Source organism: Arthrobacter saudimassiliensis (assembly GCF_059090665.1).
In genome coordinates, this window is the sequence record NZ_JBNHFX010000003.1 from 222,771 (window position 1) to 236,385 (window position 13,615).

Annotated in this window: 11 protein-coding genes; 4 read left to right on the forward strand and 7 right to left on the reverse strand. The window is 69.3% G+C overall.

The genetic code is table 11. The features are described from left to right. The first annotated feature begins 2 nt into the window (after positions 1-2). Entirely contained in the window at positions 3-1,412 is a 1,410-nt protein-coding gene (locus AC5RV6_RS12305) for an NAD-dependent succinate-semialdehyde dehydrogenase (RefSeq protein WP_494007616.1), read from the forward strand. A 253-nt stretch (positions 1,413-1,665) separates the two neighbouring features. Next, on the forward strand, positions 1,666-2,028 hold the full coding sequence (locus AC5RV6_RS12310; protein WP_494007617.1) for a hypothetical protein: 363 nt from the start codon (positions 1,666-1,668) through the stop codon (positions 2,026-2,028). A 52-nt stretch (positions 2,029-2,080) separates the two neighbouring features. Here the strand turns inward: AC5RV6_RS12310 and AC5RV6_RS12315 are convergent, their stop codons facing one another. Beyond that, on the reverse strand, positions 2,081-2,866 hold the full coding sequence (locus AC5RV6_RS12315) for a response regulator transcription factor (RefSeq protein ID WP_494007618.1): 786 nt from the start codon (positions 2,864-2,866) through the stop codon (positions 2,081-2,083). A gap of 124 nt (positions 2,867-2,990) precedes the next feature. On the opposite strand from AC5RV6_RS12315, the gene AC5RV6_RS12320 reads away from it, so the two are divergent. After that, on the forward strand, positions 2,991-4,712 hold the full coding sequence (locus tag AC5RV6_RS12320) for a sensor histidine kinase (protein WP_494007619.1): 1,722 nt from the start codon (positions 2,991-2,993) through the stop codon (positions 4,710-4,712). Here the strand turns inward: AC5RV6_RS12320 and AC5RV6_RS12325 are convergent. Both AC5RV6_RS12325 and rfbB read right to left on the reverse strand, forming a co-directional pair. Continuing rightward, positions 4,709-6,154: a sugar nucleotide-binding protein gene (locus AC5RV6_RS12325; protein WP_494007620.1), complete on the reverse strand. Its 1,446-nt coding sequence runs from the start codon at positions 6,152-6,154 to the stop codon at positions 4,709-4,711. The genes AC5RV6_RS12320 and AC5RV6_RS12325 overlap by 4 nt on opposite strands. Positions 6,155-6,156: 2 nt before the next feature. Beyond that, positions 6,157-7,155: a dTDP-glucose 4,6-dehydratase gene (gene rfbB / locus AC5RV6_RS12330; RefSeq protein ID WP_494007621.1), complete on the reverse strand. Its 999-nt coding sequence runs from the start codon at positions 7,153-7,155 to the stop codon at positions 6,157-6,159. A gap of 52 nt (positions 7,156-7,207) precedes the next feature. Here rfbB and rfbA point away from each other — a divergent pair, with 52 nt between their 5' ends. Then, entirely contained in the window at positions 7,208-8,095 is an 888-nt protein-coding gene (rfbA, locus tag AC5RV6_RS12335) for a glucose-1-phosphate thymidylyltransferase RfbA (RefSeq protein WP_494007622.1), read from the forward strand. A 40-nt stretch (positions 8,096-8,135) separates the two neighbouring features. On the opposite strand, the gene sufU is transcribed toward rfbA, so the two are convergent. The 4 genes from sufU to AC5RV6_RS12355 form a co-directional block, all read right to left on the reverse strand. Next, complete coding sequence (sufU, locus tag AC5RV6_RS12340; RefSeq protein ID WP_494007623.1) at positions 8,136-8,603, reverse strand: Fe-S cluster assembly sulfur transfer protein SufU; 468 nt, start codon at positions 8,601-8,603, stop codon at positions 8,136-8,138. Then, positions 8,600-9,919, reverse strand: coding sequence for a cysteine desulfurase (locus AC5RV6_RS12345; RefSeq protein ID WP_494007624.1), 1,320 nt, complete (start codon positions 9,917-9,919; stop codon positions 8,600-8,602). Before AC5RV6_RS12345 ends, sufU begins: the two co-directional genes overlap by 4 nt. A gap of 126 nt (positions 9,920-10,045) precedes the next feature. Continuing rightward, positions 10,046-12,217: an acyltransferase family protein gene (locus AC5RV6_RS12350; RefSeq protein ID WP_494007625.1), complete on the reverse strand. Its 2,172-nt coding sequence runs from the start codon at positions 12,215-12,217 to the stop codon at positions 10,046-10,048. Then, on the reverse strand, positions 12,201-13,610 hold the full coding sequence (locus tag AC5RV6_RS12355; protein WP_494007626.1) for a glycosyltransferase: 1,410 nt from the start codon (positions 13,608-13,610) through the stop codon (positions 12,201-12,203). The genes AC5RV6_RS12350 and AC5RV6_RS12355 overlap by 17 nt, the downstream gene beginning before the upstream one ends. Positions 13,611-13,615 lie beyond the last annotated feature (5 nt).

Sequence of the window (13,615 nt, forward strand, 5' to 3'; positions counted from 1 at the left end):
ACGTGACCGCCACTTCCACCACCCCCTCCAACCGCAGCACCGCCTACCGGGTGGTCAACCCCGCCACCGGTGAGGTGCTGGAGGAATTCCCCACAGCCACCGATGAGCAGGTGTCGCAGGCCCTCACCGGCGCGCAGGCCGCGTTCGAGACCTGGAAAGACGTGCCGATCGAGGAGCGTGCCAAGGTCGTCACGCGCATCGCCGAGCTCTTCACCGAACGCGCCGACGAGCTGGCCGCCATCATCACCGAGGAAATGGGCAAGCCGTTGTCCGAGTCCAAGGGCGAAGTCGAGTTCTGCGCGGATATCTTCACCTACTTCGCCGAGAACGGCCCCGAGCTGGCCGCCGACCAGCCGATCAAGCCGATCAACGGCGGCCGCGCGGTGATCCAGAAGCTGCCCGTGGGGGTGCTGCTGGGCATCATGCCGTGGAACTACCCGTACTACCAGGTGGCCCGCTTCGCGGCTCCCAACCTCATGCTGGGCAACACGATCATCCTCAAGCACGCCGAGAACTGCCCGCGCTCCGCGCTGGCGCTGCAGCAGCTGATGGACGACGCCGGCGTCCCGAGCGGCGGCTACACGAACGTCTTTGCCACTCACGGACAGATCGCCGACATCATCGCCGATCCCCGCGTCCAGGGCGTGTCGCTGACCGGTTCGGAGCGGGCGGGTGCGGCAGTGGCGGAGATCGCCGGCCGCAACCTGAAAAAGGTGGTGCTGGAGCTTGGCGGCTCGGACCCCTACATCATCCTGGACACGCCGGACGTCAAGGCCGCCGCTGAGGCCGCCTTCGCCACCCGTATGGGCAACACCGGCCAGGCGTGCAACTCGAACAAGCGCATCATCGTGACCGAGGACCTCTTCGAGGGGTTTGTCGCTGAGCTGGCTTCCCTCGCCAAGGGCCTGGTCCCGGGCGATCCCATGGCCGAGGAACCCGGCACCTTCGCCCCGCTGTCCTCCGCCGCCGCTGCGGACGCCCTGGTCGCCCAGATCAACGACGCCGTCGAGAAGGGCGCCGTCCTGCACGCGGGCGGCCGCCGGATCGACGGGCCCGGGGCCTACGTCGAACCGGCCGTGCTGACGGGCATCACCCCCGAAATGCGCGCCTACCGCGAAGAGCTGTTCGGGCCGGCCGTCGTGGTCTACCAGGTGGCCGACGACGACGAAGCCGTGCAGCTGGCCAACGACAGCGACTACGGGCTCGGCGCCGCCGTGTTCAGCTCCGACGAGGACCGGGCCCGGGCCGTAGCCAACCGCCTCCAGTCCGGCATGGCAGCCGTCAACGCGGCCGAGGGCGAAGGCGCCGACATGCCGTTCGGCGGCGTCAAGCGCTCCGGCTACGGCCGGGAACTGGGCCCGCTCGGCATGGACGAGTTCGTCAACAAGCGGCTGCTCTACGTCGCCGACTAAGGCACGCACCGACGGCGGCGCCGTCGCTCCCCCTGCGGGAGCCGGCGCCGCCGTCGCCCGCCAAGGGGCGCTGCGCGGGAGAGCCAAAGTTGCAGCGATCTTGAGCGTTACGTGGATCAGCGTTGAGGGTGCAATGGCAGGCTGACAGGGCAATTCCCATCGACCAAGGTGAAGGGGCCCCCACCATCCACCACCCATCCAGCTCCGCCTGCTGCTGTTCCGGGCCGGCCGACCCGCCCCAGGGCCGGCTGTGATGACCCGCGAGGAGCAGCCTCCCCTGCTTGCCCGGGCTCTGCTGCAGGAACTGCACGAGCAGATGGGCACCGAGGCCACGGCTGCTTTCGTACGGAACTACATCAGCATGTGGGACAGCCGCTACGCACGGCTGGAAACCGCCTGCCGTGAAGGTGACACCGCGGCCGCCATGGATGTGGTGCTGTCCATCAAGACCGCCAGCCATATGGCCGGAGCGGCACGCCTCTCCGCATTGGCTTCCACGGCCCAATACCATCTGGGAAGCTACGACGTGGCTGCTGTGGCCGCGATGCTGGGCTGCTTCCGCTCCTGCGGTGCCGAAACGATGCTCTCGCTGGCTGCACGCACCGGCTGCGCCTGACCCGGCGGTGCGCAGCGGGGCTTTCCACCGCACCGGCGCCGCTGCGGAGGGGTCAGCCCTGTTCCGGAGCCAGGCGGTATCCCACGCCCCGGACAGTCTCCAGCCAGCGGGGCGCCCGGGAATCATCACCGAGTTTGCGCCGCAGGTTGCCCACGTGGACCTCGATGGTGCGTTCATCTGCGTCGCTGATGTAGGAGCCGGTGTCGTATTCCTCGCCCCGGAGCCGGCGCACGAGGTCCGGCTTCGTACGGACACGCCGGCCGCCGGAGAGCAGCGCTTCCAGCAGGTCGAATTCGGTGCGGGTCAGGGAGATCTGCCGCCCGCCGATCTCGGTGCTGCGCGTACCCGAGTCGAGCACCAGGCCGTTGTGGCGGTACACGCCCTCGTTGGCGGCAGGAACCATGACCGGGACCTGCGCGGGAGCAGCGGCGCCGGGAATCCCCTGCCCGCCCCCCGGCTCGGCTGCGGTGCGGGGACGGCGGAGCATGGCGGAGATCCTGGCCCGCAGCTCGCGCGGCCGGAAGGGCTTGGTCACGTAGTCGTCGGCGCCGGCTTCGAGGCCCATCAGGGTGTCCAGCTCCTCCGCCCGGGCGGTGAGCATGACGATGTAGGCGTCGCTGAACTGCCGCAGCTGCCGGATCACCTCAAACCCGTCGATGTCCGGCAGGCCCAGGTCCAGGGTCACGACGGCGGGGTTGTGGCGGCGTACCGCCTCCACTCCCTCGCTGCCGTTGGGGCTGGCGTGGACTTCGAATCCGGACTGCTGCAGGACGGCATGCAGCAGGTCGCGAATGTCGGTGTCGTCCTCAATGATGACCGCGACGCGCTGTGATTCCATGAATGTAGGTTTTTCCTGTCCTGCGTGGCCCTGCGGGGTTCCCCGCCCCCGCTGCGCGTCATTCTACAGGTAATCCGGGTAATGTGGGCGGATCAGCACGTAGTTCGGAGGGGTTTTCACCCGTATGTCCAGTTCTCCACACGGCACCCGGAATTTCCTGGGCATACGTCGGCAGTTCCATGAAATGAACCTGCGCTGGCGCGTTTTTGTCAGTCAGCTCCCGCTGGCCCTTACCGTCCTGCTGGCCCTGCCCATGGTCTGGTTCGTCAGCCCGTGGCTCCTTGCCGATCCGCATTTCCGCACCGGCCTGATACTGCTCGCGGCCCTGACCGCCGCTGCCGCCGCCGTTCCGTGGCACCGCCTGCCGCCTCTGCTTTATTGGACCATTCCGCTGTTGGATTTTGTGGCCATCGGCTATCTCTACGACAGCGGCCGCTCCGCGGTCCTCGGGCTGAGCCTCCTCGCCGTTTTTCCCGTCTTTTGGCTCGCCTGGTCGGAAATTGCCCCGAAAACCGCCGCGCTGCTGAGTTTTGTCGGAACCGCGCTGATTCTGTGGGCTCCGATCCTTGGCTCCCCCAACCTCACGGCGGCCTCGCTCGCCGCGACAATGCTCATTCCCTTCATCATGGTGGCCGTTTCCGCCACCACCTCCGTGGTCAGCCTGGGCTCCAGCCGGCAGCAGCAGCAGCTGCGCAGCGCGGAGTCACGGGTCTCAGCTTCCCTGGCGGAGTCCCGGCTCCGAACCGTCCTGCTGGACGCCGTGCTGGACGCGGTCGACGTCGGCGTCCTGGCCTTGGGAGCGGACGGCCGGGAGCTGGTCCGCAACGCCCGGCAGGAGGGCTACCGTCAGCTGGTCCTGCCTCCGGCCGGAGATCCGTGCCGCGGCGAAGGCGATTATCTGCTGTTCGCGCCGGACGGAAGGACCCCGCTGATTGCGGAGGAACGCCCCGGCCTCCGCGCCCTGCGGGGTGAGGCCTTCTCCGGCTGCCTGATCTGGGCCGGCGTCGGCGAACGACAGCGCACCCTGTCCGTCTCCGCCCGTCCGATGCGCGATGACGACGGCGTGTTGACCGGCTCGGTGCTGGCCTTCTCAGACGTGACTGAACTGGTGTCCGCGCTGCGGGTGAAGGACGAGTTCGTGGCCAGTGTCTCGCACGAGCTGCGGACTCCGCTGACCTCGATCATCGGGTACATGGACCTTGCACTGGAGGAAGCTGAAGACATGAGCCTGCAGGGGCCGATCCCCGCAGCGCTGCAGGTGTCGCTGCGCAATGCAGAGCGGCTGCTGGCACTGGTTTCGGACCTGCTGTCCACCGCCTCCGGGGCGGTGGCGATCGACCCTGCCCCGATGGACCTGGCGCAGGTGGTCTCCGACAGTCTGGAGGCGGCCCGTCCCCGGGCGGAGGCAGCGCAGGTCCGGCTCGTCGATGAATCCGCCGATCACCTTCCCCTGCGCGCCGATCCCGGCCGCTTGGGGCAGGTGCTGGACAACCTGCTGTCCAACGCCATCAAGTACACGCCGCGGGGCGGCACCGTGTGGGTGCGGGCCCGGAGCAGCCGTGACGGCGTTCTGGTGGAAGTCGAGGACACCGGCATGGGCATGAGCGCCACGGAACAATCGGAGGTGTTCACCCGGTTTTTCCGCACCGCCGGAGTGCGCCGGAAGGCCATCCCCGGTGTCGGGCTGGGCCTGGTGATCTCCAAGTCGATTGTGGAAGCCCACGGCGGGCGGATCTCCTTCAGCTCCGAGGCTGACGTGGGCACGACCTTCCGGGTCTGGCTGCCCGCCGTCCCGGAGGAGGCGCCCGCTGAGATGCCTGCCGGTGCCGACACCCCGGCTTCCTAAACCATGGCGAGGGCGGCGGAAACGTAACCCTGCAGGCGGGACCCGGCGTCAGGCGGCGCGAACCCGGAAGCCTGGATTTTGTCCAGGTTCAGGGTGCTGAGCCCCGGGCGCGGCGCGATGCCGGTCTTTCCCGCGTAGTAGTCCGCGGTGCTTACCGGGGTAACGGCGGCCGGGTCGGCGCCCGCCAGCCGGTACACCTCCGCCGCGACGTCGGCCCAGGAACCGGGGCCGCCGGTGTTGGTCAGGTTGTACGTGCCGTACGGAGCGCCGGAGTCCAGCAGGTGACGGATGCCGGCGGCAAGGTCCTCGGCAAACGTCAGCCTGCCGGTCTGGTCGGCGACGACGGCGGGCCGGGCACCGCGCCGTGCCAGGGACAGCATGGTGCGGACGAAGTTCGGACCGTCGCCGACGACCCAGCTGGTGCGCACAATGAAATGCCGCGGGGCGGCTGCGGCGGCCAGGTCGCCGGCGGCCTTCGTCTGGCCGTAGACGCCCAGCGGGGAGAACGGCTGGTCCTCGCGGTGGCCGGCGAAGGGATCAGTGCCGCCGTCGGGCACTGTGCCGTCGAAGACGTAGTCGCTAGAGATCTGGACCAGGGTGAGCCTGTGTCGGGCTGCAGCCTCGGCGAGCCGGGCCACGGCCATGGCGTTGACTGCCCAGGCGCTGCGGCGGCCCTCCACGGTTTCGGCGCCGTCCACATTGGTGTAAGCGGCGGCGTTGATGATCGTCGAGTAGTCCTGCCAGTGGAAGCGCTCCAGCGCCGCCGGGTCGGTGAGGTTCAGATCGGCGCGGGTCACGTAGTCCACGTGCCCGGCGTCGGCGTACTCCGCCCGCAGGGCGCGGCCGAGCTGCCCGTCGGCGCCGGTGACCAGGATCCGCCGCGGCGGCATCGGTGCGACGTCGGCGAGCATCGGATGCGCGCGGTCCTTGGCCGAGAGTTCGGCCTGCTCGAGCGGAATGGGCCACTCGATGCCGGCCCGGGGATCGGCGAGGTTGAGGAACGTGTACTGCTCCTGCGCTGCCGCTGACCAGTGGTCATTGACCAGGTAGACGTAAGCGGTGCCGTCCTCGAGGGTCTGGAAGGCGTTGCCCACTCCGCGCGGCACGAACACCGCGGTGGCCGGATCCAGTTCCGCAGTGAAGACGGTTCCGAAGGACGGGCCGTCGCGCAGGTCCACCCAGGCGCCGAAGATCCGGCCGGCGGCCACCGACACGTACTTGTCCCACGGCTCGGCGTGGATGCCGCGGGTGGTGCCGGCGGTCTCGTTGAAGGAGATGTTGTTCTGCACCGGCCCGAAATCCGGCAGCCCTGCGGCGGTCATCTTTTCGCGCTGCCAGTTCTCCTTGAACCAGCCCCGGTTGTCGCCATGCACGGGAAGGTCGAACAGCAGCAGGCCGGGGATCGGGGTTGTACGCACGGACAGCGGCTTGGCGAACTCCATGGTTACTGCCCCTGCTCGCGGTACTTGGCTTCGGTGGCGGCCTTGCGCGGCCGCCACCAGGATTCGTTCTCCCGGTACCAGGCGATGGTCGCCTCCAGGCCCTGCTCGAAATCCGAAAAGCGCGGCCCCCAACCCAGTTCGGTGCGCAGCCGGGTGGAGTCGATGGCGTAGCGCAGGTCGTGGCCGGGCCGGTCGATGACCTGGTCGTAGGCGTCGGCGGGCTGGCCCGTCAGCTTCAGGATGAGTTCGACGACGTCCTTGTTGTTCCGCTCCCCATCGGCGCCGATGAGGTACGTCTGCCCGATCCGCCCGGCCTCGATGATCCGCAGCACCGCGGAGGAATGGTCATCGGCATGGATCCAGTCGCGCACGTTCGCTCCGGCGCCGTAGAGCTTGGGCCGGACGCCGTCGAGCACATTGGTGATCTGGCGCGGGATGAACTTCTCCACGTGCTGGTAGGGCCCGTAGTTGTTGGAGCAGTTGCTGCTCGTGGCCCGCAGCCCGAAGGAGCGCACCCACGCCCGCACCAAAAGGTCCGAGCCGGCCTTGGTCGAGGAATACGGGCTGGACGGGTTGTACGGGGTGGACTCGGTGAACCGTTCCGGGTCGTCCAGTTCCAGGTCCCCGTACACCTCGTCGGTGGAGATGTGGTGGAACCGGACCTCATGCCGCCGGGCGGCCTCGATCAGCGTGTAGGTGCCGATGATGTTCGTGTCCAGGAACGGCCGGGGATCGTGCAGCGAATTGTCGTTGTGGGACTCCGCGGCGAAGTGCACCACGACGTCGGCTGCGGCCACCAGCGGTTCCACCACCCCGGCGTCGCAGATGTCCCCCTGAACGAAGGTCAGCCGGTCCTGCGGCAGCCCCGCCAGCGAGTCCCGGTTGCCCGCGTAGGTCAGTTTGTCCAGGACGGTGACCGCGTAATCCCTGCGCGCGAGTACGTGCCGGACGAAGTTGGATCCGATGAACCCGGCGCCCCCGGTGACCAAGTAGTTCTGCATGCAGGCACATTACGCATTGCCGGTGCGGTACTTAACCGTAATCATGTGCGGCATGCGGGGGATCATCCTTGCCGGCGGCACCGGCTCCAGGCTTCATCCGATCACTTTGGGCATCAGCAAGCAGCTGATGCCTGTCTACGACAAGCCCATGATCTATTACCCGCTGTCCACCCTGATCCTGGCAGGGATCCGGGACATCCTCGTGATCACCACCCCACAGGACGAGGAACAGTTCCGGCGGCTGCTCGGAGACGGCTCCCGCTTCGGGGTCTCGCTCTCCTACCGGGTGCAGCCCGCGCCGGAGGGTCTGGCGCAGGCCTTCGTGCTGGGAGCCGACCACGTCGGCGCCGACCCCGTAGCCCTGGTGCTCGGCGACAACATCTTCTACGGGCACGGCATGGGCGGCCGGCTGCGCCGGCATACGGCGCCGGAGGGCGCCGTGATCTTCGGCTACCAGGTCTCAGACCCGAGTGCTTACGGCGTCGTGGAGTTCGATGCCGCCCATCGTGTCCTGTCCCTGGAGGAAAAGCCGGCGGCACCCCGCAGCTCCTACGCGGTGCCTGGGCTGTACTTCTACGACAACGACGTCGTGGAGCTGGCGGCGGGGCTGCACCCGTCGGCCCGCGGCGAGCTGGAAATCACCGACCTGAACCGGATGTACCTGGAGCAGGGACGGCTGCAGGTCGAAATCCTGCCGCGGGGCAGCGCCTGGCTGGACACCGGCACGTTTTCCTCCCTCAACGACGCCTCCAATTTCATCCGCACCATCGAGAACCGGCAGGGCCTGAAAATCGGCGCCCCCGAGGAAGTCGCCTGGCGCCAGGGCTTCATCTCCGACGAGGAGCTGCGCGCGCTGGCTGAGCCGCTGCGCAAGAGCGGCTACGGCGCCTACCTGCTCGGACTGCTCGAGACCGGCGACCGGCAGCCGCTGCCCGCCTGAGCCAGGCGGCACGGCCCGGGCCTGAGCCCGGGGCCATGCGTCAGGATGTCGAAGATCCGGCGGCGGCCAGCGCTTCCTCCAGGGCAACCCACGCCAGCATCGCGCACTTGACCCGGGCCGGGTAGCGGGCCACGCCGGAGAAGGCCGCGGCATCACCGAGCACCTCCTCATCGGCCGCCACGGATCCGCGGGACCGCATCACCTCGCGGAAGCTCTCCACCAGGCGTCCGGCCTCATCCCGGTCGACGCCCTGCATCAGGTCGGTCAGCACCGACGCAGACGCCATGGAGATGGAGCAGCCCTGCCCTTCCCAGCTGATCCCGGCCACCCGGCCCGCGCCGCCGTCGACCGCGGCACGGAGGGTAATCTCGTCTCCGCACGTGGGGTTGAGCTGGTGGGATTCGCCCGTGTGCAGGCCGTCGGCGGTCTCCTGCAGGCCGGCGCCGTGGCGCTGCCGCGCGTGGTCGAGGATGATCTGCTGGTACAGCTGCTGCAGGTCCGAACTCATGAGGAGACTCCAAAGAAGGGGCGGACGCCGGCTACCGCTTCGAGGAAGGCATCGACGTCGTCGGTGGTGTTGTACAGATAGGTGCTGGCACGGGTCGTGGAGACCAGCCCCAGCCGCCGGTGCAGCGGCTGCGCACAGTGGTGGCCCACCCGCACGGCGATGCCCTGATCGTCCAGGAACTGGCCGACGTCGTGCGAGTGCACGCCCTCGACGTCGAACGCGGCCAGGCCGATGCGCTCCACGCCCGCCTTGGGGCCGAGCACCCGCACGCCCGGGATCCGTTCCAGGCCGGCGACCAGCCGCTCCCCCAGCTGCGCTTCCCAGGCGTGGATGCGTTCCATTCCGGTCTCGCGCAGGTAGTTCGCGGCCGTGGCCAGCGCCATCGCCTGGGAAATCCGCTGGGTGCCGGCCTCGAAGCGCTGCGGCGCCGGCAGGTACTCGGCCTTCTCCATCGTCACCGTGGTGATCATGGACCCGCCGGTGAGGAACGGGGGCAGGGCATTGAGCAGCTCCCGCCGGCCGTAGAGGGCGCCGATGCCGGTGGGACCCAGCATCTTGTGTCCGGAGAAGACAGCGAAGTCCACGTCCAGCGCCTTGACGTCCACCGGCATGTGCGGCACCGACTGGCAGGCGTCCAGCAGCACGAAAGCACCGTGGCGGTGTGCCAGGGCGGTCAGCTGGTCCACCGGGTTGATGGTGCCGAGGACGTTCGAGGCGTGGGTAAAAGCAAGAATCCTGGTGTGCGGGCCGATGATCCGCTCGGCCTCCTCCAGCCGCAGGCCGCCGTCGTCGTCCACCGGAATGAACCGCAGCGTCGCACCGGTGCGGAAGGCCAGCTCCTGCCAGGGAATCAGATTGGCGTGGTGCTCCATCTCGGTGACCACGATTTCGTCGGCAGTGCCGAGCCGGAACCGCTCAGCCGCCTCACCGCCGCGGCCGAGGCTGGCGTTGGAGAAGGCGTACGCGACAAGGTTGATGCCCTCCGTCGCGTTGGAGGTCCAGACCAGTTCGTCGGTGCCGGCATTGATGAACCCGGCGACCGTCTCCCGTGCATCCTCGAAGACATCGGTCGCCGCGACCGCCAGGGAGTGCGCTCCGCGGTGCACCGCGGAGTTGCGCTGTTCGTAGAACTCCTGCTCCGCTTCCATGACGCAGGTGGGGTTCTGCGACGTCGCCCCGGAGTCCAGATAGACCAGAGGGCGGCCGTTCACCTCCTGCTGCAGGATCGGGAAGTCGTTGCGGATCCGCAGCGCCTCCTCATTGTCGAGGGCGCCGTCCGCGGGGCGGAGGCTGGAGGGCGTGGAAACAACGGGCAAGGGAACTCCTCCGCTGGACGATCGGCCGGGATACGCTGGCGGACCTATTACGCAACACAAGTCTGCCCTAAATGATCCCACGGATGATCATGCCACGCACCGCCCCGGCGCGCACTTAAGTGCTGCCTAAGTTCCGGCCCCGCCGAGGACGTCGGCCAGCAGCGGCGCCAGGGAACGGGAGTACTCCGGGGTGAGGTGGCTGTTGTCCACCCGCACCGGAGTGGTACCCACAAAACCGGGGCAGCGTCCTTCGCGGTCACAGAACCACCGCTGGGTGTCCACGTAGCGGATGGAGGCGTGCACGGCGCCGCCGGCGTCCTCCCCCGAGGCCTCGGCCACGGCGTTCAGCTGAGCCCGCTGCATCCCCTCCCAGGTGGAGTTGACCCGTGTCAGGCAGTCCCCCGGGGAGCCAAGCGCGGTGACGCAGTCCTGGAGGCTGCGCCCGCCGGGCGGGGGCGAAAGGACCAGGATCTCTTCCTCCACGGCCGGGGCGAGGCGGGCAAGGGTGGCCGCCAGTCCGGTGGAGGCTTCCTGCACCGCCTCGGCGCCGGTGCTGCCCGAGTCCAGCCTGGACAGGGTGTCGTCCGAATCGGCGATGATCAGAACATCGGGGCGGAGCCGCAGGATCTGCGCCATCGCCCAATCCCGGTGCGCCGCGCACTCCGGATAGGGCTCGCCGCCGTTACGGGTCACCTGGACCCCGGCGGCGGGGCACTGGCCGCGGGTCAGCGGCACGGTTTCCCACCCCAGTTCCGCAGCCGCGGCGTCGACGCCCGGCATCCATGCGATGGCGTAGGAGTCGCCGAGCACGGCCACGGTCCTGCTGCCGGTTTCGGCCCCTCCGCGGCACCGCTCGGTGTTTCCGGCGCTGATTTCCGCGCATCCGTCCTGGTTCACCGACTTCACCCACGTTGTGGTGCCCAGGGAAGCCAGGTCCGGGCTGAACTCGGGGAACTGCTCTGCCTGCACGGCGTCGTCAATGCGCTGTTCAAGTTCCTTCCGAAACGTCTCCCCCGCTGCAGCCGGGGCAGGCTCTTCGGCGGCAACAGCCCCGCCGGAGTCTGCGGGGCCCGGCAGCCGCAGGCTCAGCACCGCCGCGCCAACCACGACGGCGGTGAGCGTGGCCATCGCGGTCAGCGCCCGGGCCCGGCGGATCCGACGCGGAACGGGCGGAGCCCCGGGCCGGCGGCCGAACAGCGAGCTGTGCTGCAGCGGATACTCCACCAGGTGGAAGGATGCCGCGGAGAGCGCCAGGATCAGCAACAGTGCGGCCGGGGTGAAGAGCAGCCCGTCGGCAGGCAGCAGGGCCGGCAGCAGGATGATCACCGGGAAGTGCCAGAGGTAGACCGAATAGGAGATCCGCCCCAGATACTGACTGACACGGTTGGTCAGCCACCCGGTCCCCGGAGCATCCCCGCCTGTGCCGGCGGCGATGAGCAGGACCGTGCCGGTCACCGGCAGCAGCGCCGCAGGCGCGGGGACGCCGCTGGTCTTGTCCAGGGCCAGCACCGCAAAGCCGAGGAGGATCAGCCCGGCCAGGCCAAGGACGCCCCTGGCCCGCCGATTCAGACGGGCAAGGGCGGGCGCGGCGACGGCGAGCAGGGCGCCGGCGGCAAGCTCCCATCCGCGGGTCAGGGACGAGAAGTAGGCCCAGGTCGGTTGGGCCGCGGACTGCCACAACGCAAAAGCGAGGGAGCCTGCGGCTACCGCGCCGGCAAACAGAGCCAGGAGGGGCGCCGGCTTCCTGGCCCGCCCTCCGGAGCCGCCGAGCGCCAGGGCGCCTGCGAGGACCACCAGCCAGGGCCACAGCAGGTAGAACTGTTCCTCCACCGCCAGCGACCAGTAATGCTGCAGCGGCGAGACAGTGCCGTCCATCTGCCAGTAGTCGGTGCCCACGGCGGCGAAGTGCCAGTTCGCCGTGAACAGCAGCGCCCAGATTCCGTCCGTGCGGACCGCATCACCCCGGGAAGCATTCACCAGCAGGTAGGTGGCCGCCACGGTGACCAGGACCACCAGCAGCGCTGCGGGCAGAATCCGTCGGGCCCGGCGGCGGTAGAACTCCGCGATGCTGATCCGCCCGGTGGTGCCGAGTTCACGGATCAGGAGCCCGGTGATCAGGAACCCTGAGATCACCAGGAACACGTCCACCCCGAAGAACCCTCCGGAGGGGGTCTGGACCAGGTGGTTGAGCACCACCACCGTCACGGCCAGCGCGCGCAGGCCCTGGATGTCCCGGCGCAGGGTTCGGCCGGCAGGTCGCGGCGAGGCCCGGGGCGTGGTTTCAGGCCTGGACATCATGGCGGCTCCTCGGGTCAGACATGGAGAACTTGGACAGGATGGCGTCGGAAGCCGCCGGACCGGGGACGGCCGACCCGGTGTCGGCCGGCGGTGGTGCCGCAGCAAACGGAGCAGATGCAAGGGCCATGGAGGGCGGGGAAGCGGGCGCCGGTGCGCCGGGCTGCACCCCCAGCACCGTCGACGCGATACGTCTGCGATAGCGGACGGGCGAGTGTCGGCGGGCGGCGTCTGCCGCATTGGCCACCGCCCTCTCCCGCCACCGTGCCCAGTCACCGGCGATGCATGCCAGGGCGTCCGCGAGCGCGGCAGCATCAGCGGGTGGCACCAAGTGAACGCTGTTGTAGACCCCGCCGGCTTCCCGCAACCCGGAGGTGTCACTGACCACCGCCGGGCGGGCGGCGAGCACGCTCTCCACGGCCGTGTTGCCGAACGGCTCGTCCTGCCTGGACGGGACCAGGCAGACATCGGCACCGGCGAGGTAGGGCCAGGGCTCGGGCTGAAAGCCGTGCAGGCGGACCGAGCCGCTCACACCGAGTTCCGTGATCAGCCCGCGCAGCCCCCGCTCAAAGGCCTCGTTGCCGCTGAAGACCGCTCCGACAATGTCCAGTTCCGCCGGCACTCCCCGTTCCTGCAGCAGGGCCAGCGCACAGACGGCCACGTCCACGCCCTTGCGGTGCGACAGCCGGCCCACGTACACGAGCCGCAGGACGCCGTCGAGCACCGCACGCGGGGCCGGCAGATCCGGCGGGCCGGACACGGCATTCGGCAGCACCTGTGCCCGGGTTGTTCCGCCCGGGCTCAGCGGAAGCGAACGGCGCAGCACATCACGGCTGTACCGGCTGTTCACCAGCACTTCGTGGGCGGCAGTCAGCGGCACGGCCAAAGCCACACGCAGCGGCAGGGGTGCCGATTCCTCGGCTTCATGCACATGGGCCACCACCCGGCACCCGGCGAGCCGGGCCAGCACCGTCCACAGCGGCACTGTGAGGGTGCTGACATAGACCGTCTGCGGGCGCAGCTCCCGCAGCAGGCGCAGCATGGCCGCTGCCTCGCCGGGCAGCCGCAGGGCGGCAGACATGGCGGCGCGGGGAGACAGCAGCGCTTTGCGCAGCACCGGCGTCGGGCAATACCGCACCTGTGCACCGTACCTCCGGGCCTCGGTCACCAGCGGCCCGGGTGCCGGCACGGTCAGCACCACCCGGGCGCCGGCCTCGGACAGGCCCCGGATGCTCTCCAGCAGCATCCGGTCCGACCCGTAAAGATCCGCCACCGGATGGGCCACCAGCACCAGGGGCAGGGCCTGCCGGCAGGCGGACGGACCCGGGAAGCCCGGGCCGACAGCGTGGAGCGACGGCAGCCCCGGCGGGTGGACGCGTGCGTGCATGGCGCTCATGGCAG